Origin of the sequence: Sphingomonas sp. (genome assembly GCF_965200105.1) — a bacterium.
Lineage (GTDB): Bacteria > Pseudomonadota > Alphaproteobacteria > Sphingomonadales > Sphingomonadaceae > Solisphingomonas.
The window spans coordinates 370,473-386,733 of the sequence record NZ_CBDATN010000003.1; the positions used below are offsets into that span (position 1 = coordinate 370,473).

Here is a 16,261-nt window from a genome sequence, read left to right on the forward strand (position 1 = left end):
ACCTCGTGTCGTGTGGGAGAGGCGAGAACCCAGGTGTGCGACCGGCGAGACGGACCGCTCGTCAGACGAAGTTGTCGCCGAACGGCTCGCCTTCCTCCTCGATATGCTCACTCTCGGTCTTGCTCGGCTTGCCCGGCGAGGCAGGTGTGGGCGTGTCGGGCAGGATGTCGGCGCCCGGCTCCTCGGGCTTGTCACGCGGCGGCATGGCAATCTCCTTCCCAGCCGTAACGCTTGGCCCAGACTTTGGTGCGGTCGCCTCGGCGTGCCAATCGGCATAGTTCGTCGTGTGCGCCATGTGGCGGTTGAGATCGGGCGCGCCGTCGTTCCACCGTACCGGTCCGCGCTCGCCGAGCCCGCGCTTGGCGGCATCGACGCGCGCGTGCGCCCCGGCCTCGTCCTCGCCCGCCCGGCGTGCTGCTGCGACCGCGCGGCGCGCGGCGCCGAGCTCCGCCACCAGCCGCCGCCGCTCGGGCTCGGCAAGCGAGGGGTTCGCCGCACGCCACAATCGCCCGCGCACGACGTAGCGGCTATCGGGCGTGCGAAGCGCGCGTCCTGCGGTCATCCACGGAACCCCGGGCGCGCCCGTTCGATGGTGCGAGTCATGGAAACGATCTCGACCGCCGCGAGCGCAGGCGCAACCACGGCGTCATCGACAGATGCTATCGGGACGGCAATCCCGGACGGAGTCGCGATGAGCGAGCATCAGGAAGTCGAGCTCAAGCTGGAGTTCGCCGAGGGCGACGCCGCAGCCGTCGCGAGCCTTCCCGCCTGGACGGCCGCGCCGGCCGAGGCGCGCCGGCTCGTCGCCACCTACTATGACACGCCCGCGCGCGAGCTGCGCGACGCTGGGTTCACGCTACGCGTCCGCAGCGACGGCGATCGCCACGTCCAGACGATCAAGGCGGCCGGCACAGCCGCCGGGTTGTTCGTGCGACCCGAGTGGGAGAGCGAGGTCGACGACGCGCGGCCGAGGCTCGACCGGCTGGCGGGCCCGATGGCGCCGCTGGTCACGCCCGATCTGCTCGATCGGCTCGCCCCCGCCTTCGCGACCGAGGTCGAGCGCGCGGTCCGTATCATCGAGCATGCCGGCGCGACGATCGAAGTCGCGATCGATCGCGGTGTCGTCGGCACGGGCACGCGCGAGGAGCGGCTCCACGAGATCGAGCTGGAGCTGAAGGCGGGAACGCCGGCGGCGCTCTTCTCGCTGGCGCGCACGATCGCGGAGGCGGCGCCGGTGCGGCTCGGCATGCTGAGCAAGGCCGAGCGCGGCTTCCGCCTGCTAGACGCCAAGCCGGGGCGCCCGGCCAAGGCCGAGCCAATCGCCTTTCCGCCCGGCACCGACGCCGCGCGCGCCTTCCGCCTCGTTGCCCAGAGCTGCCTTCGACAATTCCGGTTGAACGAGGCCGCTCTTCTCGCCGGCGACGATGCGCCGGCCGTGCTGCACCAAGCGCGCGTCGGGCTTCGGCGGCTGCGCTCCGCCCTCTCTCTGTTCGCGGAACTCTACCAGGCCGACGAGGCGGCGGCGCGAATCGCCGAAGGGCTGCGCGCCTCCGCCGTCGTGCTCGGCGAAGCGCGCGACATCGACGTGCTGACGGGCCGGCTCGACGAGGTCGAGCCCGCGCTCGACGAGGCGCGGACGTCGGCCCGCGCCCATGTCCTCGCCGAGCTGCGGGGTGCGCGCCATCGCGAGCTGATGATCGATCTCGCCGAGTGGCTGGCGATCGGTCCGTGGCTCTCTGATCCCGCGTCGGCGCAGGCGCGCGCGACGCCGGTCAGCGAGGCGGCGGGCGTCATCCTCGATCGGTTCCGCAAACGGCTCAAGCGGCGCGGCGCCAGGCTGGCGAAGATCGACGACGAGGCGCGCCACCGGGTTCGCATCGTCGCCAAGAAGCTGCGTTACGCCACCGAATTCTTCGCCAGCGTCGCCGACACGCCGAAGCGGCAGCGCCGCCACGAACGCTTCCTGATGGCTTTGGAGCGGCTGCAGGAGCATCTCGGCGAACTGAACGACGCCGCCACCGCGCCCCTGCTGGCAAGGCGTCACGGCCTGGCACCGCCGCCGCTAGCCGATCGCGACAAGGCGATCGCCAAGGCCGCCGACGCCTTCGACGAACTAGTCGACGCCCGGCGGTTCTGGCGTTAGGCGGCTTGCATGGCCGAACCCCTCGTCATCGATCTGCCCCACACGCTCGGCGCCGAGGAGGCGAAGCGGCGGATGCGGGAGCGCGTGGGCGCGCTCGGCTCCTTCGTGCCCGGCGGCGCGGCGACAGTGAAGGCAAGCTGGCCGAGCGAGGATCGCATGGCGCTGGAGGTGGCGGCGCTTGGGCAGACCGTCACCGGCACCGCCGACGTCGCCAATGCCAACGTACGCCTCACGCTCGTGTTGCCCGGCATGCTGGCGATGATGGCCGGCCCGATCGCCACAGCGATCCGCGGAGAGGGATCGAAGCTGCTGCTGGGCGAGGATCCGTCGCCCAGGCGCTGAGCCGGAGCGACGGTCGCCCGGATCAGGCCGCCAGCTTCCTTAGCACGTAGGGCAGGATGCCGCCGTTGAGGAAGTAGTCGAGCTCGTTGACGGTGTCGATCCGGCAGCGCGTCTCGAACGTCTCCTTGGTGCCGTCTGCTCGCGTCAGCTCGACATGCACCACTTGGCGCGGACGAATGGCGGCGACGTCGGTGATCGTGAAGGTCTCGCTACCGTCGAGGCGCAGCGTCGTGCGATCGATGCCGTCGGCGAACTGGAGCGGCAGCACCCCCATGCCGACGAGGTTGGAGCGGTGGATCCGCTCGAAGCTCTCCGCGATCACGGCGCGGACGCCGAGCAGCGTGGTGCCCTTGGCCGCCCAGTCGCGCGAGGAGCCGGTGCCATATTCCTTGCCGGCGACGACGACGAGCGCCGTGCCCTCGTCGCGGTACTTCATCGCCGCATCGTAGATCGCCAGCACCTCACCGTCGGGCAGGTGCTTCGTCATGCCGCCCTCGATACCGGCCACCATCTCGTTCTTGATGCGGATGTTGGCGAAGGTGCCGCGCATCATCACCTCGTGGTTGCCGCGCCGCGAGCCGTACGAATTGAAGTCCGCCCTCGACACTTGGTGCTCGGACAGGAAACGGCCGGCGGGGCTGTCCTGCTTGATCGAGCCGGCAGGCGAGATGTGGTCGGTGGTGATCGAGTCCGCGAAGATCGCCAGCGGACGCGCGTCGACGATGTCGGTGACGGCCTTGGGCTCCATGCCCATGCCCTCGAAATAAGGTGGGTTGGCGACGTAGGTGGAGGACGGGTTCCACTGGTAGGTGTCGGATCCGACGACAGCGATCGCCCGCCACTTGTCGTCGCCTGCGAACACCGATGCGTAACGTGTTGAGAACATGGCGCGATCGACGTTGGCGTCCATTAGCGTACGGACCTCGTCGTTCGACGGCCAGATGTCCTTCAGGTATACGTCCGCGCCATCGGAGCCGGTGCCGATCGGCGTCGTGACGAAGTCGGTCGTGACCGAACCCTTAAGCGCGTAGGCGACTACCAGCGGCGGCGAGGCGAGGAAGTTGGCGCGCACGTCGGGCGAGACGCGGCCTTCGAAGTTGCGGTTGCCCGAGAGCACGCTGGCGGCGACGATATCGTTGGCGTTGATGGCCTTGGAGATCGGCTCTGCCAACGGGCCCGAGTTGCCGATGCAGGTGGTGCAGCCGTATCCGACGAGATTGAAACCCACCGCGTCGAGATCGGCCTGGAGGCCCGACTTTACGAGATAATCGGTGACGACCTGCGAACCGGGCGCCAGCGACGTCTTCACCCACGGCTTGGGGGTGAGTCCCTTGGCGCGCGCCTTACGCGCGACGAGGCCGGCGGCGACCAGCACGGAGGGGTTGGAGGTATTGGTGCAGCTCGTGATCGCGGCGATCACGACGTCGCCGTCGCCGATGTCATGGGCCTCGCCCTCGACGGGCACGCGGCGGGCGCTTTCATGTTTGTAAACGTTGGCGAGGTCGGCGTTGAAGACGTCGTCCACCTCCTCCAGCACCACTTTGTCCTGCGGGCGCTTGGGGCCCGCGAGCGACGGCACGACCGCACTGAGATCGAGCTCCAGCGTGTCGGTGAACAGCGGCTCGGGGTTCGCCGGGTCCATCCACAGCCCCTGCGCCTTGGCGTAGGCCTCGGTCAGCGCGATCTGGTCCTCTTCGCGGCCGGTGAGGCGCATATAATCGAGCGTCTTGTCGTCGATGCCGAAGAAGCCGCAGGTCGCGCCATATTCGGGCGCCATGTTGGCGATGGTGGCGCGATCGGCGAGCGACAGCCCTGCAAGGCCCGGCCCGAAAAACTCCACGAAGCGTCCGACGACGCCCTTCTTGCGCAGCATCTGCGTGACGGTGAGCACGAGATCGGTGGCGGTGATGCCCTCGGCGAGCGCGCCCTCCAGCTTGAAGCCGACCACCTCGGGGATGAGCATGGAGACGGGCTGGCCGAGCATCGCCGCCTCCGCCTCGATCCCGCCGACACCCCAGCCGAGCACGCCTAGGCCGTTCACCATCGTGGTGTGGCTGTCGGTGCCGACGCAGGTGTCGGGATAGGCGATCGTCTCGCCGGCATCGTCCGCGCTCGTCCACACCGCCTGCGCGATATGCTCAAGGTTGACCTGGTGGCAGATGCCGGTGCCCGGCGGCACCACCTTGAAGTTATTCAAGGCCTTGGAGCCCCACTTGAGGAACTCGTAGCGTTCGCCGTTGCGATCATATTCCAGCGCCATGTTGTCGGCGAGCGCCTGCGGGGTGCCGAACTCGTCGACCATCACCGAGTGGTCGATGACGAGGTGGACGGGCACCTGCGGGTTGATCTTGGTAGCGTCCGCGCCGAGCGCGTTCATCGCATCGCGCATCGCCGCCAAGTCGACGACGCAGGGTACTCCCGTGAAATCCTGCATCAGCACGCGCGCCGGGCGATACTGGATTTCGCGTTCGGATTTCCGCTCCTTCAGCCAGTCGGCCATCGCCTGGAGATCGGCGACCGCGACGGTTACGCCATCCTCGAAGCGCAGCAGGTTCTCCAGCAGCACCTTCATCGAGATCGGCAGCCGCGAAACGTCGCCCAGCGTCTCCTGCGCCTTGGCGATCGAGTAATAGGCGTAGCGCTTGCCCGCGACCTCCAACGTGTCGCGCGTGCCGAGGCTATCCTGTCCGATCGCGGTCATGGGCGTGCGTTCCTGCAATGTCGTTGGGCGGAGTCGAGCCGAGCCCTTAGCAACTGCACACAAGAATCGCCAAGGGTCGGTCCATTGGCGAACGATCCGCGTGCCGCTATGGCGCGCCACCATGTCCGACACGCCCCCCGACCGCCTCTCCGTCAACCCGCGCAGCCCGCATCACCAGCCCGCGATCCTGTCGCGCGGCATCGGCATCCGCTTCAACGGCACGGAGAAGACCAATGTCGAGGAATATTGCGTGTCGGAAGGGTGGATCCGCGTCGCCGCCGGGCGCGCGCTTGATCGCAAGGGCAATCCGATGACGATCAAGCTCAACGGCACCGTCGAGCCCTATTTCGAACGTCCCGCGCCGGCGGAGGACTGACGCCGCCCGCGCGATGCCATGGCCGCGCTCGATCGGCGTCGTCCTCCACGACCTGCCGCTGGGCGGCACCGAGCGGATCGCGCTCCGTCTGTCGCGCGCCTGGATCTCTCTCGGGGTCGAGGTGACTTTGTTCGTCGGCTTGCCCGAGGGACCGCTGGCCCCGCTGGTGCCGGCCGGCGCGCGGCTCGTCGCGGCCGATCCGCCGCTGCCGCGCCGCCGGGGATCGCGCCGCCGGCTGGGCGATGCCGCCGCGCGACACTTTGCGGCGTCGCCCGTGGACGCGCTGTTCGTGATCGGCAACTGGCATTGGGACGTGGTGCCCGCGCTCGCGGCGCTCCGGCCGCGGAGCGTGATCGTCGCGCAGGCGAGCTCGCCGCTGGCAATGCCGCGACGCGGGCGGCTCCGCCAATGGTGGTTCGAGCGGCGGATGCGGCGGACGTTGCGCGCGGTCAACGCGGTGGCGGCGATGGACGCGATGTCGGCGTGCGACACGGATCGCATCCTGGGACGCCGCGTGGCGCGGGTAATCTCGCTTCCCGCCATCGACGACGACGCGGGTCCGCCGCGCGCCCCACCCTCCGCGCCGCTGGTCCTCGCTGCCGGTCGGCTTATCCGCCAGAAGGGCTTCGACCTGCTGATCGACGCGGTGGCGGCGTTGCCGGACGTGCGGCTGACGATCGTCGGCGACGGGCCCGAGCGCGTTCGGCTCGCGAGGCTGATCGGCCGGCGGGGGCTCGCCGGCCGCGTGACGCTCGCCGGCTTCGCGGACGACATCCGGCCGTGGCTCGATCGCTGCCGCCTGTTCGTGCTGCCGTCGCGCTACGAGGGCTATGGCGCGGTGATCGTCGAGGCGTTGGCGGCGGGCCGGCCTGTGATCGCGACGCGGACGACACCGGCGGCCGACGACCTGCTCGGCGTGCCCGCGCGCGGCCTCGTCGTGCCGCCGGACGACGTACCGGCGCTGGCGGACGCGATCTCCGCGATGCTGGCTGCCCCCCCGCCGGATCCGGCGATGCTGGCGGCGGCGACGGGATGCTACCGGCTGGCCACCGGCGCCGCCGCCTATCTCGATCTCTTCGCCGACGCCCGCGCGTGAGGATCGCCTACATCATCAACTCGCTGGAGGGCGGCGGCGCCGCGCTGCCTGTGCCGGCTATCCTCTCCGTGCTGCGCGACGCGGGCGCCGAGCCGACGGTGCTCGCGCTCGAACGCCGGGACGGGCGCGCGCTGGCGCCGATCATGGAGGCGGGCTTCAAGGTCGAGGTGCGCGACGGCGGCCGGACCGATCATGTCGCGGCGCTGCGCTGGCTCGGCGGCCGGGTGCACGCGATCGGCGCGACGCATCTCTGGACGTCGCTCAGCCGCGCGACCGCGCTAGGACAGATCGTCGGCACCGCGCGGAGGCTGCCGGTGGTAAGCTGGCAACATGCCGCCTGGTTGAAGCCCGCCAACCTCCGCCTGCTCCGCGCGACGCGCCACTTGTCCGCTCTCTGGATCGCCGATTCGGACGCGGTCGCCGACTACGCGACCAGGCGGATGCTCGTGCCGCCGGCCCGGCTGATGCGCTGGCCGATCTTTCGCGCCGATCCGGCGGCGCCACGCGCGATGCCGTGGCGGCCGGGCGAGCCGGTCCGCGTCGGCAGCCTGGGGCGGCTCCACCGCGTCAAGGGCTACGATGTGCTGGCGGACGCGCTGGCGCTGCTACCGCCAGGGCATTCGCGGATCGCCGTGACGATCGCTGGCGAAGGCGGTGCGCGCGAGTCTCTGGAGGGCCGTGGCATGGCGTTGCCGGGCTACGCCGCCGATCCGCTGGGCTTCCTCGCCGGCCTGCACCTCTACGTCCAGCCGTCGCGCTCGGAGGGCTTCTGCGTCGCCGCGCATGAGGCGATGCAGGCGGGCTTACCCGTGGTCGCGAGCGCGGTCGGTGCCCTCGCCACCGACGTGGCGCACGGCGCGACGGTGCCGCCCGGCGACGCGGTCGCGCTGGCCGCCGCGCTCGCCCGGCTGCTGGCGCGCCCCGAGCGGCTTGCGGCGCTCGGCGCCGCCGCCCGCGCGGACATGCTCGATCGCTACTCCGCCTCGCGCTTCGAGGCGGCGGGACGCGCTATTGTCGAGCGGCTGCGCGGCCTCTGAGCGATCGCGCGGCCAGCACGCCGAGCGACCGCGCGCTCAGCACGACGCGCTTGGTGTCGATCAGCGTCACGTCGCCCGCCCCCGCCAAGGTATGCAGCCCGTCCGTGTAGGGCGCCAGTGCCGCCGGCGCGACGATCGGCGAGCCCAGCGTTGCCTCGAAGCGATCGGGGGTGAGCCGGTTGATCGCGAGCGGCCGCACCGCGCCGCCATAGGTGCGCGAGCCGTCCTGCACGGGCAACACGAGCCGACCGTCCACGATCGCCGGCGTACCGCCCGGCCGCGAACCGCCGGCGCCCACGCGCAGCGGGTTGAGCGGGTGCGCTCGCCAGGGCCCGACGATACGGTCGGCGAACGCTGCGTGGAGCGCGTCGCGGCGTGCCGGCGAGTAGAACAGCCACCAGCGCCCCTCATACTTGAACGGTGTCGCGTCGACAGGCACCGCGTCGAGCATGATCGGGCAAGCGCGTTCCCAGCGGCGCGGGAAGTCGGCGGCGCGATACAGCCAGGCAGCCCCGCTGCGCCACGCCTCGGGCAGCATCCAGGTCTCGCCTTCGTCTTCGACGAGGATCGGGTAGGAGAGGTGCCATGGTTCGGCGAGCACCGTCTCGCGCGCGACGACGTCGCCCTCCGATGCGAGCGCGAGATGGTCGATCACGCCGTGGCGCGTGCGATAGTCATAGGCCTCGGCGAAGACGTGGAGCACGCCGCCGCGCCAGAGCCCGAATGGATCGGCGAGGAAGCGCATCGCCGGTTCGCTGGGCAACGGGCGGATCGAGAACGTCTCGAGCGTGCCCGCCCGCAGGATCTCTCCGATCGACGCGTCGACCAGAGCCGGGCGCCAGATGTCGCGCGAGAGCTTCAGGCGGCGAGGCCGAGCGGCGGCACGGCGCGACCGACGCCGAGCGTCGCCAGCACCGCGCGCGCGGCGCGCCGCGACGAAGGCTCGGCGGTGAGCGCGATACTCTCGCGGAACAGCGCGCGCTGCTCGTCGCAATAGCGGCCGTGCCGTTCAATCGCGCGATCCAGCGCCGGGCCAAGCTGCGAGGGATGGCCGATCACCTCGCCCGCGCGCCAGTGCGCGTAGCTCGGATCGCCGCGCCACTCGGCGCCGTGGCTGTTCAGGAACAGGCACGGGCGCGGGCGCGCGAGATACTCGTAGACCTGGCTCGACGCGTCGCCGAGGTAGATGTCCGCGGCGTTGGTATAGCGCATGTCGGTGAGCGCCCGGCTGCCCGGATCGACGTGGATGTTGGGCGCTGAGAGAATCCGGCGCGCGATCGATCCGGGCCGCTCCAGCCGCAGCCGATCGATGGTCAGCACGAAGCGGCGGTGGAACAGCATGCAGTGTGGCGCGAAGATCAGGTTGTAGCGATCGTCCGCGAGGAAATGCTCCAGCACCGCGCGCCCGTGTCGATACCAGGAGGAGAGGTGCGGCGAGACGTGCGGATTGTAGAGCACGGTCGGTCGCCCGGGGTTCGCGAACGGCAGCCGCGCCGCCGTAGGCGGATGGAGATCGAACTTCGGGTAGCCGACCACCGACAGCCGATCCGCCGGCACGCCGCTCTCGCGGACCAGTCGGTCGCGGATCTTCGGGCCGGAAACGAGAACGTGGTCGAAGCCCGCACTCCGCGCGTCGAACCCGATCGCGCGATCGCCGGCGCCATGGCGGGTGTGGATGAGCGTTAGCCCCTTCAACCCGTAGCGGGTGCGTAGCAGCAGCGAGGTCTTCTCGGAGACGACGAGCGCATCGAGCGTCCGGAAGAAATCCAGATTGTCGCGATAGATGCCGAGCTTGGTGACCGGCAGCACGGGTTCGAGCCGGCGTGCGCAGGCGCGCGTGAAGCGGCGCCGGAGATCGAGCTGGACGATCGGCAGTGCCGCGCCTGCTCCCTCGGACAGCCGGCGCACTTCGCCGCTGAGCCGGGCGCTACCGGTCGCGGCGACGATCTCGTGACCTCCCCCGCACGCGAGCAGCGCGTGCGCGATCGGCAGCGAATGGGCGACCTGGTGGACATGATCGTGGTTGAACAGAAAACCGATTCGCATATCGCCCCCCGGGACGTTCGTCCTGCGCTCACTTACCGAATCGCGAACGCCGCCAGCCTATCGCGGCGCTTAACTGGGCTTAATTTCACGCCGATGAACCGGAGGCACGGCACCCGCCAACAGGACGACATGACGCGGCGGGCGACGGTCCTACCCGCCCCGGCCGGCGGCTTCGCGCGCGTGCTCGGCAACCTTGGCCATCTCGTCGGCGGCAAGGCCGGCGCGGGAATCATGAGCCTCGTCTATCTCGTCGTCGTCGCGCGCGCTCTGGGCGTGCGCGAGTATGGCGTGCTGACGCTGGTCAACGGCTACGTGCTCCTGGTCGGCGGGCTGATCGCCTTCTCCGGCTTCCACGGCGTCGTGCGCTACGGCGCGCTGGCATTGGAAGCAGAGAACCCCCGCCGGCTCGCCGCGATCCTGCGCGCGATGACGGTGGTGGAGCTCGGCTGCGGCATAATTGCGGTGCTGGTCGCGGCGGTGGTGGCGCCGATCGTCGGTCCATGGCTCGGCTGGACGCCCGAGGCGGTCCGCGCCGCGCTGCCCTACAGCCTGGCGGTGCTGGGCACGGTAAGGGCGACACCGCAGGGCTTGCTTCAGCTCGCGCGGCGGTTCGATCTGATCGGCGCGCACCAACTCGTCTCGCCGACCGTGAAGCTCCTCGGCACGCTTGCGGTCTGGGCTGCGGGGGGCGGCCTTGCGGCCTACCTCGCCGTGTGGCTGGCGGCGGCGATCGCGGAAGGGGCGGCGATGTGGGCGCTGGCGGGGCCGGCCTGGACGCGGCTGACCGGGGGCGAGCGGCTGGCCGGACCTTGGCGCGGCGCGATCCGGCGCGAAGGCGGCCTTGCCCGCTTCGCGATCACCGCCAATCTCGACATCACGCTGCGCGAGCTCGCGCCCAATCTCGCGCCGCTGACCGTCGGCTGGCTGCTCGGCCCGGCGTCGGCGGGGCTGTTCTCGCTGGCGCAGCGCGCGACGACGCTGTTCCAGCAGCCCGCCGTGCTGCTCAGCCAGGCAAGCTACTCGGTGCTGGCGGACCTCGCGGCGCGACGCGACCACGGCGCGCTGTCTCGCACCGTCATGCGTTCGGCGGCGTTCGCGGGCTTGGCTGCGGCGCCGATCCTCGTCCTGTTCGCGCTCGGCGCCGGCCGCCTGCTGCCGCTGGTCGGCGGGCGAAGCTTCGCGGGCGGCGCGGGCCTCGTCCTGCTGATGGCGGGCGCGCGCGCGGCGCTGCTTGTCGCGACCCCCTTCTCGGCCGGGCTGACCGCGCTCGGCCGGCCGGGCCGATCGGTGGCGATCGCGCTGGTCGCCAACCTCGCGCTCTACCCGCTGCTGCCCGTGCTGATCCTCTCCGAAGGGCTGGACGGCGCGGGCTGGCACGCGCTCGTGCAGGCCGCTATCCTGCTGACGGCGACGATCCTGTCGTTCCGCCGCGCGATTTAGCCGGTGACGCGCCACCCCCGCCGTCATATATCGCTGAATATGACAGGTGTGGAGACGGCGATGCGATGGTGGCTAGGCGGATTGGCGGCATTCTTCGCGATATCGGGCGCGAAAGCGGCGCCGGCGCAAACGAGGCCGCCGCTGGTGCTGGCCGCCGCGAGCCTTCAGGAGTCGCTCACCGCCGCTGCCGATGCCTGGACGGCCAAGGGGCACCCGAAGCCGACGCTCTCCTTCGCGGCCTCGTCGGCACTGGCCCGGCAGATCGACGCCGGCGCGCCCGCCGACCTCTTCATCTCCGCCGACGAGCCGTGGATGGACGACGTGGCGCAGCACGGCAAGGTGAAGCCGGACACGCGCACGAGCTTCCTCGCCAACACGCTGGTGCTGGTGGCGCCCGCCACCGCGCACGGCGGCACCGTGAGGATCCGGCCCGGCTTCCCGCTCGCCGCCATGCTCGGTGACGGACGGCTGGCGATGGCCGATCCCGACGCGGTGCCGGCGGGCAAGTACGGCAAGGCGGCACTCACCGCGCTAGGCGTATGGCTCGCCGTGCAGGCGAAGGTCGCGCCCGGCGAGAGCGTGCGCGCGGCGCTCGCCTATGTGGAGCGTGGGCAGACGCCCTACGGCATCGTCTACGGCACCGATGCCAAGGCATCCAAGGCGGTCAAGGTCGTCGGCACCTTTCCGGAGAAGAGCCACCCGCCGATCACCTATCCGATCGCGACCCTGGCCACCGCGTCCAGCCCCGACGCGGACGGCTTCCGCGCCTTCCTCATCTCCGCGCCCGGCAAGGCGATCTTCCGCAGCTACGGCTTCACCGCGCGCTGACGCCGACGGCGGTGACGCTCTCGGCGGAGGAATGGGAGATCGTGCGCCTGTCCCTGCGCGTCGGGCTGGTGGCGGTGGCGGCGACGCTGCCGATCGCCTTCGCGCTTGCCTTCCTGCTGGCGCGCGGGCGATTTCCCGGACGCACGGTGCTCGATGCCGTCATCCACCTGCCACTGGTGCTGCCGCCGGTGGTGACGGGTTGGCTGCTGCTGCTCGCCTTCGGCAGCGGCGGGCCGCTGGCCTTCGCGGGCGGGCTGGTGCTGTTCCGCTGGGCCGGCGCGGCGATCGCCTCGGCGGTGATGGCGCTGCCGCTGATGGTACGCGCGATCCGGCTGTCGATCGAGGCGGTCGATCGCCGGCTCGAAGGCGCCGCGCGCACGCTGGGCGCCGGGCGCCGACGCGCGTTCCTGGACGTGACGCTGCCGCTCTCGCTGCCCGGCGTGCTGGCGGGCGCGGTGCTCGGCTTCGCGCGATCGATCGGCGAGTTCGGCGCGACGATCACTTTCGTCTCCAACATTCCCGGCGAGACGCGGACGCTGCCGCTCGCCATCTATTCCGCGCTGCAGGTGCCGGGCGCGGATCGGACGGTGGTGCGGCTGGCGGCCGTGTCGGTCCTGCTGTCGCTGGCGGCGCTCGTCGCCTCGGAGCTGCTGGCGCGCCGCGTCACGGCGGGGACGCGCGGTGGGCTTTGATGTAGACGTCGAGGTGGCGCTCGGCGGCCGCACGATCGCCGCACGCTTCGCGGGCGAGCAGGGGGTGACGGTGCTGTTCGGCCGCTCGGGCGCGGGCAAGACGACCGCGCTCGACATGGTGGCCGGGTTGAGGCGGCCAGCGCGCGGCCATGTCCGCGTCGGCGGCGAGACGCTGTTCGACGCCGCCAGGCGAATCGATCTGCCCCCCGAACGCCGCCGCCTGGGCTATGTCTTCCAAGACGTCCGGCTGTTCCCGCACCGCCGCGTACGCGCCAACCTGCTCTACGGCCATCGGCTCGCGCGCGTTGAGGATCGCTGGCTGGCGCCCGAGGAGGCGATCGCGCTGCTCGGCCTCGACGGCCTGCTCGATCGTTGGCCGCGCACGCTGTCGGGCGGCGAGCAGCGGCGCGTCGCGATCGGCCGCGCGCTGCTCGCGGGCGCGCGCGCGCTGCTGATGGACGAGCCGCTCTCCTCGCTCGATCGCGCGCGGCGCGAGGAGGTCATGGTGGCGATCGAGCGCGTCCGCGACGCGCTCGCGCTGCCCATCCTCTACGTCACGCACGATGCCGACGAGGCGGAGCGGCTGGCGACGCGGATCGTCGCGATCGAGTGAGGTTCAGCCGCGCGGCAGCGGCTCGGGGCGGAGCAGCGCGCGCAGCGCCGCGAGCGCCTCGCCCTCCGAGGCGCGGCGCAGATCCTCCTCCAGCGCGCGATAGGCAGCGAGCACCGCGCGCCCCGTGTCGGTGAGCCGCGCCCCGCCCCGCCCCGCGCCGCCCGTCGCCGTCTCGACCACACGGCCCTCGAAGCAGCGGTTCATGCCGTCGACGAGCAGCCAGGTGTAGCGATAGCTCATGCCGAGCGCGCGGCCCGCGCCCGAGATCGAGCCGACGCGCTCGATCGCCTCCAGCACGTCGGCTCGCCCCGGCCCCAGCGCGCGCTCGTCCGCGCAGAAAAGCTGGAGCTTGATGCGGAGCGTGTCGTTCACCCCACGGACCTTGGACGCAGCCGCCCGGATCGTCCACCGCGAGCGGGGCGCTTCTCTACATGCCGCCGTGGTTTAGCCTTTCGTAAGCGGAGGGACTGTACGGCTCGCCCTGTCCGCGCGAAGGGTGCGGACGGCCATGGTCGGGCGATGTCGCCGCCGAGGGATGTTGCTATGGATGCCTTCAGCCACCGCGTGGAGAGCGAAGCCGATCCCGATCCCGCCCCGGGATGTGACGCCGCGACGATCGTCGTCGTCGGCCTCGGCTATGTCGGGCTGCCGCTGGCGGTCGCGCTCGCCAGGCGCTTCGATTGCTGGGGCGTGGACATCAGCGCCGCGCGCGTCGCCGAGCTTCGCGCCGGGCGCGACCGCACCGGCGAGATCGACGCCGAGCGCCTCGCCGCCTCCTCGATCCGGCTGACTTCCGATCCCGCCGAATGCCCGCCGGCCGACATCTACATCGTCACCGTGCCCACGCCGGTGGACGAGGCCAACCGCCCCGACCTGTCGCTGGTGGTCGCCGCGTCGCGCACGGTGGGTGGGATGCTGCGCGCCGGACGCGAGGCGATCGTCGTCTACGAGAGCACGGTTTATCCCGGCGTCACGGAGGGGATCTGCGCGCAGGAGCTGGAGCGTGCATCCGGCCTCGTCTGCGGGAGGGACTTCTTCCTCGGCTACTCGCCGGAGCGCATCAACCCGGGCGACCGCGAGCATACCGTCGATCGCATCGTCAAGGTCGTCGCCGGCCAGACGCCGGCCGTAACCGATCGCATCGCCACCCTCTACGAAGCGGTGACGACAGGCGGCACCTTCCGCGCCGCCTCGATCAAGGCCGCCGAGGCGGCCAAGGTGATCGAGAACGCGCAGCGCGACATCAACATCGCCTTCATGAACGAGATCGCGCGCATCTTCGGGCGGCTGGATCTGTCGATCTGGGACGTGCTCGCCGCCGCGCGCACCAAGTGGAACTTCCTACCGTTCGAGCCCGGCCTCGTCGGCGGCCACTGCATCGGAGTCGATCCCTATTACCTCGCACACTGCGCGCAGTCGGTTGGCGTGGCGCCGCAGGTGATCCTAGCGGGCCGCAACGCCAACGACGCCGCCGGTATCCGCCTCGCCGACTCGATGCACACCAGGCGCGGCGCGAAGGCGGGCAGCGCGCTGGTGCTCGGCCTCACCTTCAAGCAGGACGTGCCCGATCTCCGCAACTCGCGCGTGGTCGACGTGATCGAGCGGCTGAAGTGGCTGGGCCACGACGTCACGGTCCACGATCCGCTCGCAGATGCCGCCGAGGCGGTGCACGAATATGGCATCGCGCTCGACGGCGACGCCTTCGATCGCCGCTACGACCTCGTCGCGCTGACCGTGCCGCACGCGGAGTATCTCGCGCTCGGCCGCGACGCCATCTCCGGGCTCGTGGCCGACGGCGGGCTCCTCGCCGACGTCAAGAACGCGCTCGGCCTGCGTGCCGATCCTCCGGCGGTGGACTACTGGACGCTCTGACCGCGTCGGTCGCCCGGCCCCGAAAGGATTGAGACATGGACATCCTCGTCACCGGCGCCGCCGGCTTCATCGGTATGAGTGTCGCGCGTGCGCTGCTCGCGCGCGGCGACCGCGTCGTCGGCATCGACAGCCTCAACGACTATTACCCGGTCGCGCTGAAGCGGGATCGGGTGGCGCTGCTCGCGCGCGAGGGCGGCGATCGCTTCGCCTTCGAGCAGGTCGATTTCGCCGAGGACGCCGCCTTGGACGCGGCGCTCGCGCCCCACGCGTTCGATCGCATCGTTCACCTCGGCGCGCAGGCCGGCGTGCGCTACTCGATCGACAATCCGCGGGCCTATGTGCGCGCCAACCTCTCCGGCCACCTCAACCTGCTGGAGGTCGCGCGGCACCATCGCTCGGGCCATCTTGTCTACGCCTCCTCCTCGTCGGTCTACGGCGGCAACACCGAGATGCCGTTCCGCGTCGAGGATCGCGTCGACAGGCCGATCTCGCTCTACGCCGCCACCAAGAAGGCGGACGAGCTGATGAGCGAGACCTACGCGCATCTCTACCGCCTGCCGCAGACCGGCCTACGCTTCTTCACCGTCTACGGACCATGGGGCCGGCCCGACATGGCGATGTGGATCTTCACCCAGGCGATCCTGGAAGGTCGCCCGATCCGCGTCTTCAACCACGGCGAGATGCGGCGCGACTTCACCTATATCGACGACATCGTCGCGGGCGTGATCGCCTGCCTCGATCATCCACCCGCCGACGACGGCGCGGAGAAGGCGGGCGGCAGCGTCTCACCCCACGCGGTCTACAATATCGGCAATCACCGGTCGGAGCGGCTGGGCGACATGATCGACCTGATCGAGGCGGCCTGCGGGCGCGAGGCCGTGCGCGACTATCAGCCGATGCAGCCCGGCGACGTGCCCGCCACCTACGCCGACATCACGGCGATCCAGCGCGATCTCGGCTTCGAGCCCACCACCACCATCGACGTCGGCGTCCCGCGTTTCGTGGAATGGTATCGCGACTACCACCGTCTCGGCTGAGATGGCTGACGCGTAGCGGATCGCGCCACGCGCTGCGG

16 protein-coding genes are annotated in these 16,261 nt (G+C 70.9%); 11 read left to right on the forward strand and 5 right to left on the reverse strand.

The window, feature by feature from the left end; genetic code table 11:
* Window positions 1-61: 61 nt before the first annotated feature.
* On the reverse strand, window positions 62-562 hold the full coding sequence (locus tag ACOFKX_RS14625) for a hypothetical protein (protein WP_419827807.1): 501 nt from the start codon (window positions 560-562) through the stop codon (window positions 62-64).
* A 129-nt stretch (window positions 563-691) separates the two neighbouring features.
* Between ACOFKX_RS14625 and ACOFKX_RS14630 the strand changes: the two genes are divergently transcribed.
* Window positions 692-2,143 (forward strand): CHAD domain-containing protein, encoded by a 1,452-nt coding sequence (locus ACOFKX_RS14630; RefSeq protein WP_419827808.1) that lies wholly within the window; start codon window positions 692-694, stop codon window positions 2,141-2,143.
* A gap of 9 nt (window positions 2,144-2,152) precedes the next feature.
* Window positions 2,153-2,485: a polyhydroxyalkanoic acid system family protein gene (locus ACOFKX_RS14635; protein ID WP_419827809.1), complete on the forward strand. Its 333-nt coding sequence runs from the start codon at window positions 2,153-2,155 to the stop codon at window positions 2,483-2,485.
* Between the two features lie 22 nt (window positions 2,486-2,507).
* On the opposite strand, the gene acnA is transcribed toward ACOFKX_RS14635, so the two are convergent.
* On the reverse strand, window positions 2,508-5,186 hold the full coding sequence (acnA, locus tag ACOFKX_RS14640; protein WP_419827810.1) for an aconitate hydratase AcnA: 2,679 nt from the start codon (window positions 5,184-5,186) through the stop codon (window positions 2,508-2,510).
* A 121-nt stretch (window positions 5,187-5,307) separates the two neighbouring features.
* On the opposite strand from acnA, the gene ACOFKX_RS14645 reads away from it, so the two are divergent.
* Genes ACOFKX_RS14645 through ACOFKX_RS14655 form a run of 3 tightly spaced genes read left to right on the forward strand, consistent with a single transcriptional unit; the run spans window position 5,308 to window position 7,695 of the window.
* Window positions 5,308-5,562 carry a DUF3297 family protein gene (locus tag ACOFKX_RS14645; RefSeq protein WP_419827811.1) on the forward strand — a complete coding sequence of 85 codons (255 nt, stop codon included), beginning with the start codon at window positions 5,308-5,310 and terminating at the stop codon, window positions 5,560-5,562.
* 13 nt (window positions 5,563-5,575) lie between these two features.
* Complete coding sequence (locus tag ACOFKX_RS14650; RefSeq protein WP_419827812.1) at window positions 5,576-6,658, forward strand: glycosyltransferase; 1,083 nt, start codon at window positions 5,576-5,578, stop codon at window positions 6,656-6,658.
* On the forward strand, window positions 6,655-7,695 hold the full coding sequence (locus ACOFKX_RS14655) for a glycosyltransferase (protein ID WP_419827813.1): 1,041 nt from the start codon (window positions 6,655-6,657) through the stop codon (window positions 7,693-7,695). The genes ACOFKX_RS14650 and ACOFKX_RS14655 overlap by 4 nt, the downstream gene beginning before the upstream one ends.
* Here the strand turns inward: ACOFKX_RS14655 and ACOFKX_RS14660 are convergent.
* Both ACOFKX_RS14660 and ACOFKX_RS14665 read right to left on the reverse strand, forming a co-directional pair.
* Window positions 7,667-8,458 (reverse strand): glucosamine inositolphosphorylceramide transferase family protein, encoded by a 792-nt coding sequence (locus tag ACOFKX_RS14660; protein WP_419827814.1) that lies wholly within the window; start codon window positions 8,456-8,458, stop codon window positions 7,667-7,669. The genes ACOFKX_RS14655 and ACOFKX_RS14660 overlap by 29 nt on opposite strands.
* Before the next feature lie 95 nt (window positions 8,459-8,553).
* Complete coding sequence (locus ACOFKX_RS14665; protein ID WP_419827815.1) at window positions 8,554-9,741, reverse strand: hypothetical protein; 1,188 nt, start codon at window positions 9,739-9,741, stop codon at window positions 8,554-8,556.
* Between the two features lie 93 nt (window positions 9,742-9,834).
* Here ACOFKX_RS14665 and ACOFKX_RS14670 point away from each other — a divergent pair, with 93 nt between their 5' ends.
* Genes ACOFKX_RS14670 through ACOFKX_RS14685 form a run of 4 tightly spaced genes read left to right on the forward strand, consistent with a single transcriptional unit; the run spans window position 9,835 to window position 13,314 of the window.
* Window positions 9,835-11,181: a lipopolysaccharide biosynthesis protein gene (locus ACOFKX_RS14670; RefSeq protein ID WP_419827816.1), complete on the forward strand. Its 1,347-nt coding sequence runs from the start codon at window positions 9,835-9,837 to the stop codon at window positions 11,179-11,181.
* A gap of 60 nt (window positions 11,182-11,241) precedes the next feature.
* Window positions 11,242-12,009 (forward strand): molybdate ABC transporter substrate-binding protein, encoded by a 768-nt coding sequence (modA, locus tag ACOFKX_RS14675; protein ID WP_419827817.1) that lies wholly within the window; start codon window positions 11,242-11,244, stop codon window positions 12,007-12,009.
* A gap of 11 nt (window positions 12,010-12,020) precedes the next feature.
* On the forward strand, window positions 12,021-12,701 hold the full coding sequence (modB, locus tag ACOFKX_RS14680) for a molybdate ABC transporter permease subunit (protein ID WP_419827818.1): 681 nt from the start codon (window positions 12,021-12,023) through the stop codon (window positions 12,699-12,701).
* Window positions 12,691-13,314, forward strand: coding sequence for an ATP-binding cassette domain-containing protein (locus ACOFKX_RS14685; protein WP_419827819.1), 624 nt, complete (start codon window positions 12,691-12,693; stop codon window positions 13,312-13,314). Before modB ends, ACOFKX_RS14685 begins: the two co-directional genes overlap by 11 nt.
* Before the next feature lie 3 nt (window positions 13,315-13,317).
* On the opposite strand, the gene ACOFKX_RS14690 is transcribed toward ACOFKX_RS14685, so the two are convergent.
* Window positions 13,318-13,686 (reverse strand): winged helix-turn-helix domain-containing protein, encoded by a 369-nt coding sequence (locus tag ACOFKX_RS14690; RefSeq protein WP_419827820.1) that lies wholly within the window; start codon window positions 13,684-13,686, stop codon window positions 13,318-13,320.
* A gap of 171 nt (window positions 13,687-13,857) precedes the next feature.
* On the opposite strand from ACOFKX_RS14690, the gene ACOFKX_RS14695 reads away from it, so the two are divergent.
* Window positions 13,858-15,186, forward strand: coding sequence for a nucleotide sugar dehydrogenase (locus ACOFKX_RS14695; protein WP_419827821.1), 1,329 nt, complete (start codon window positions 13,858-13,860; stop codon window positions 15,184-15,186).
* 35 nt (window positions 15,187-15,221) lie between these two features.
* A complete protein-coding gene (locus ACOFKX_RS14700; RefSeq protein WP_419827822.1) occupies window positions 15,222-16,223 on the forward strand; it encodes an NAD-dependent epimerase/dehydratase family protein in 1,002 nt (333 codons plus the stop codon).
* Window positions 16,224-16,261 lie beyond the last annotated feature (38 nt).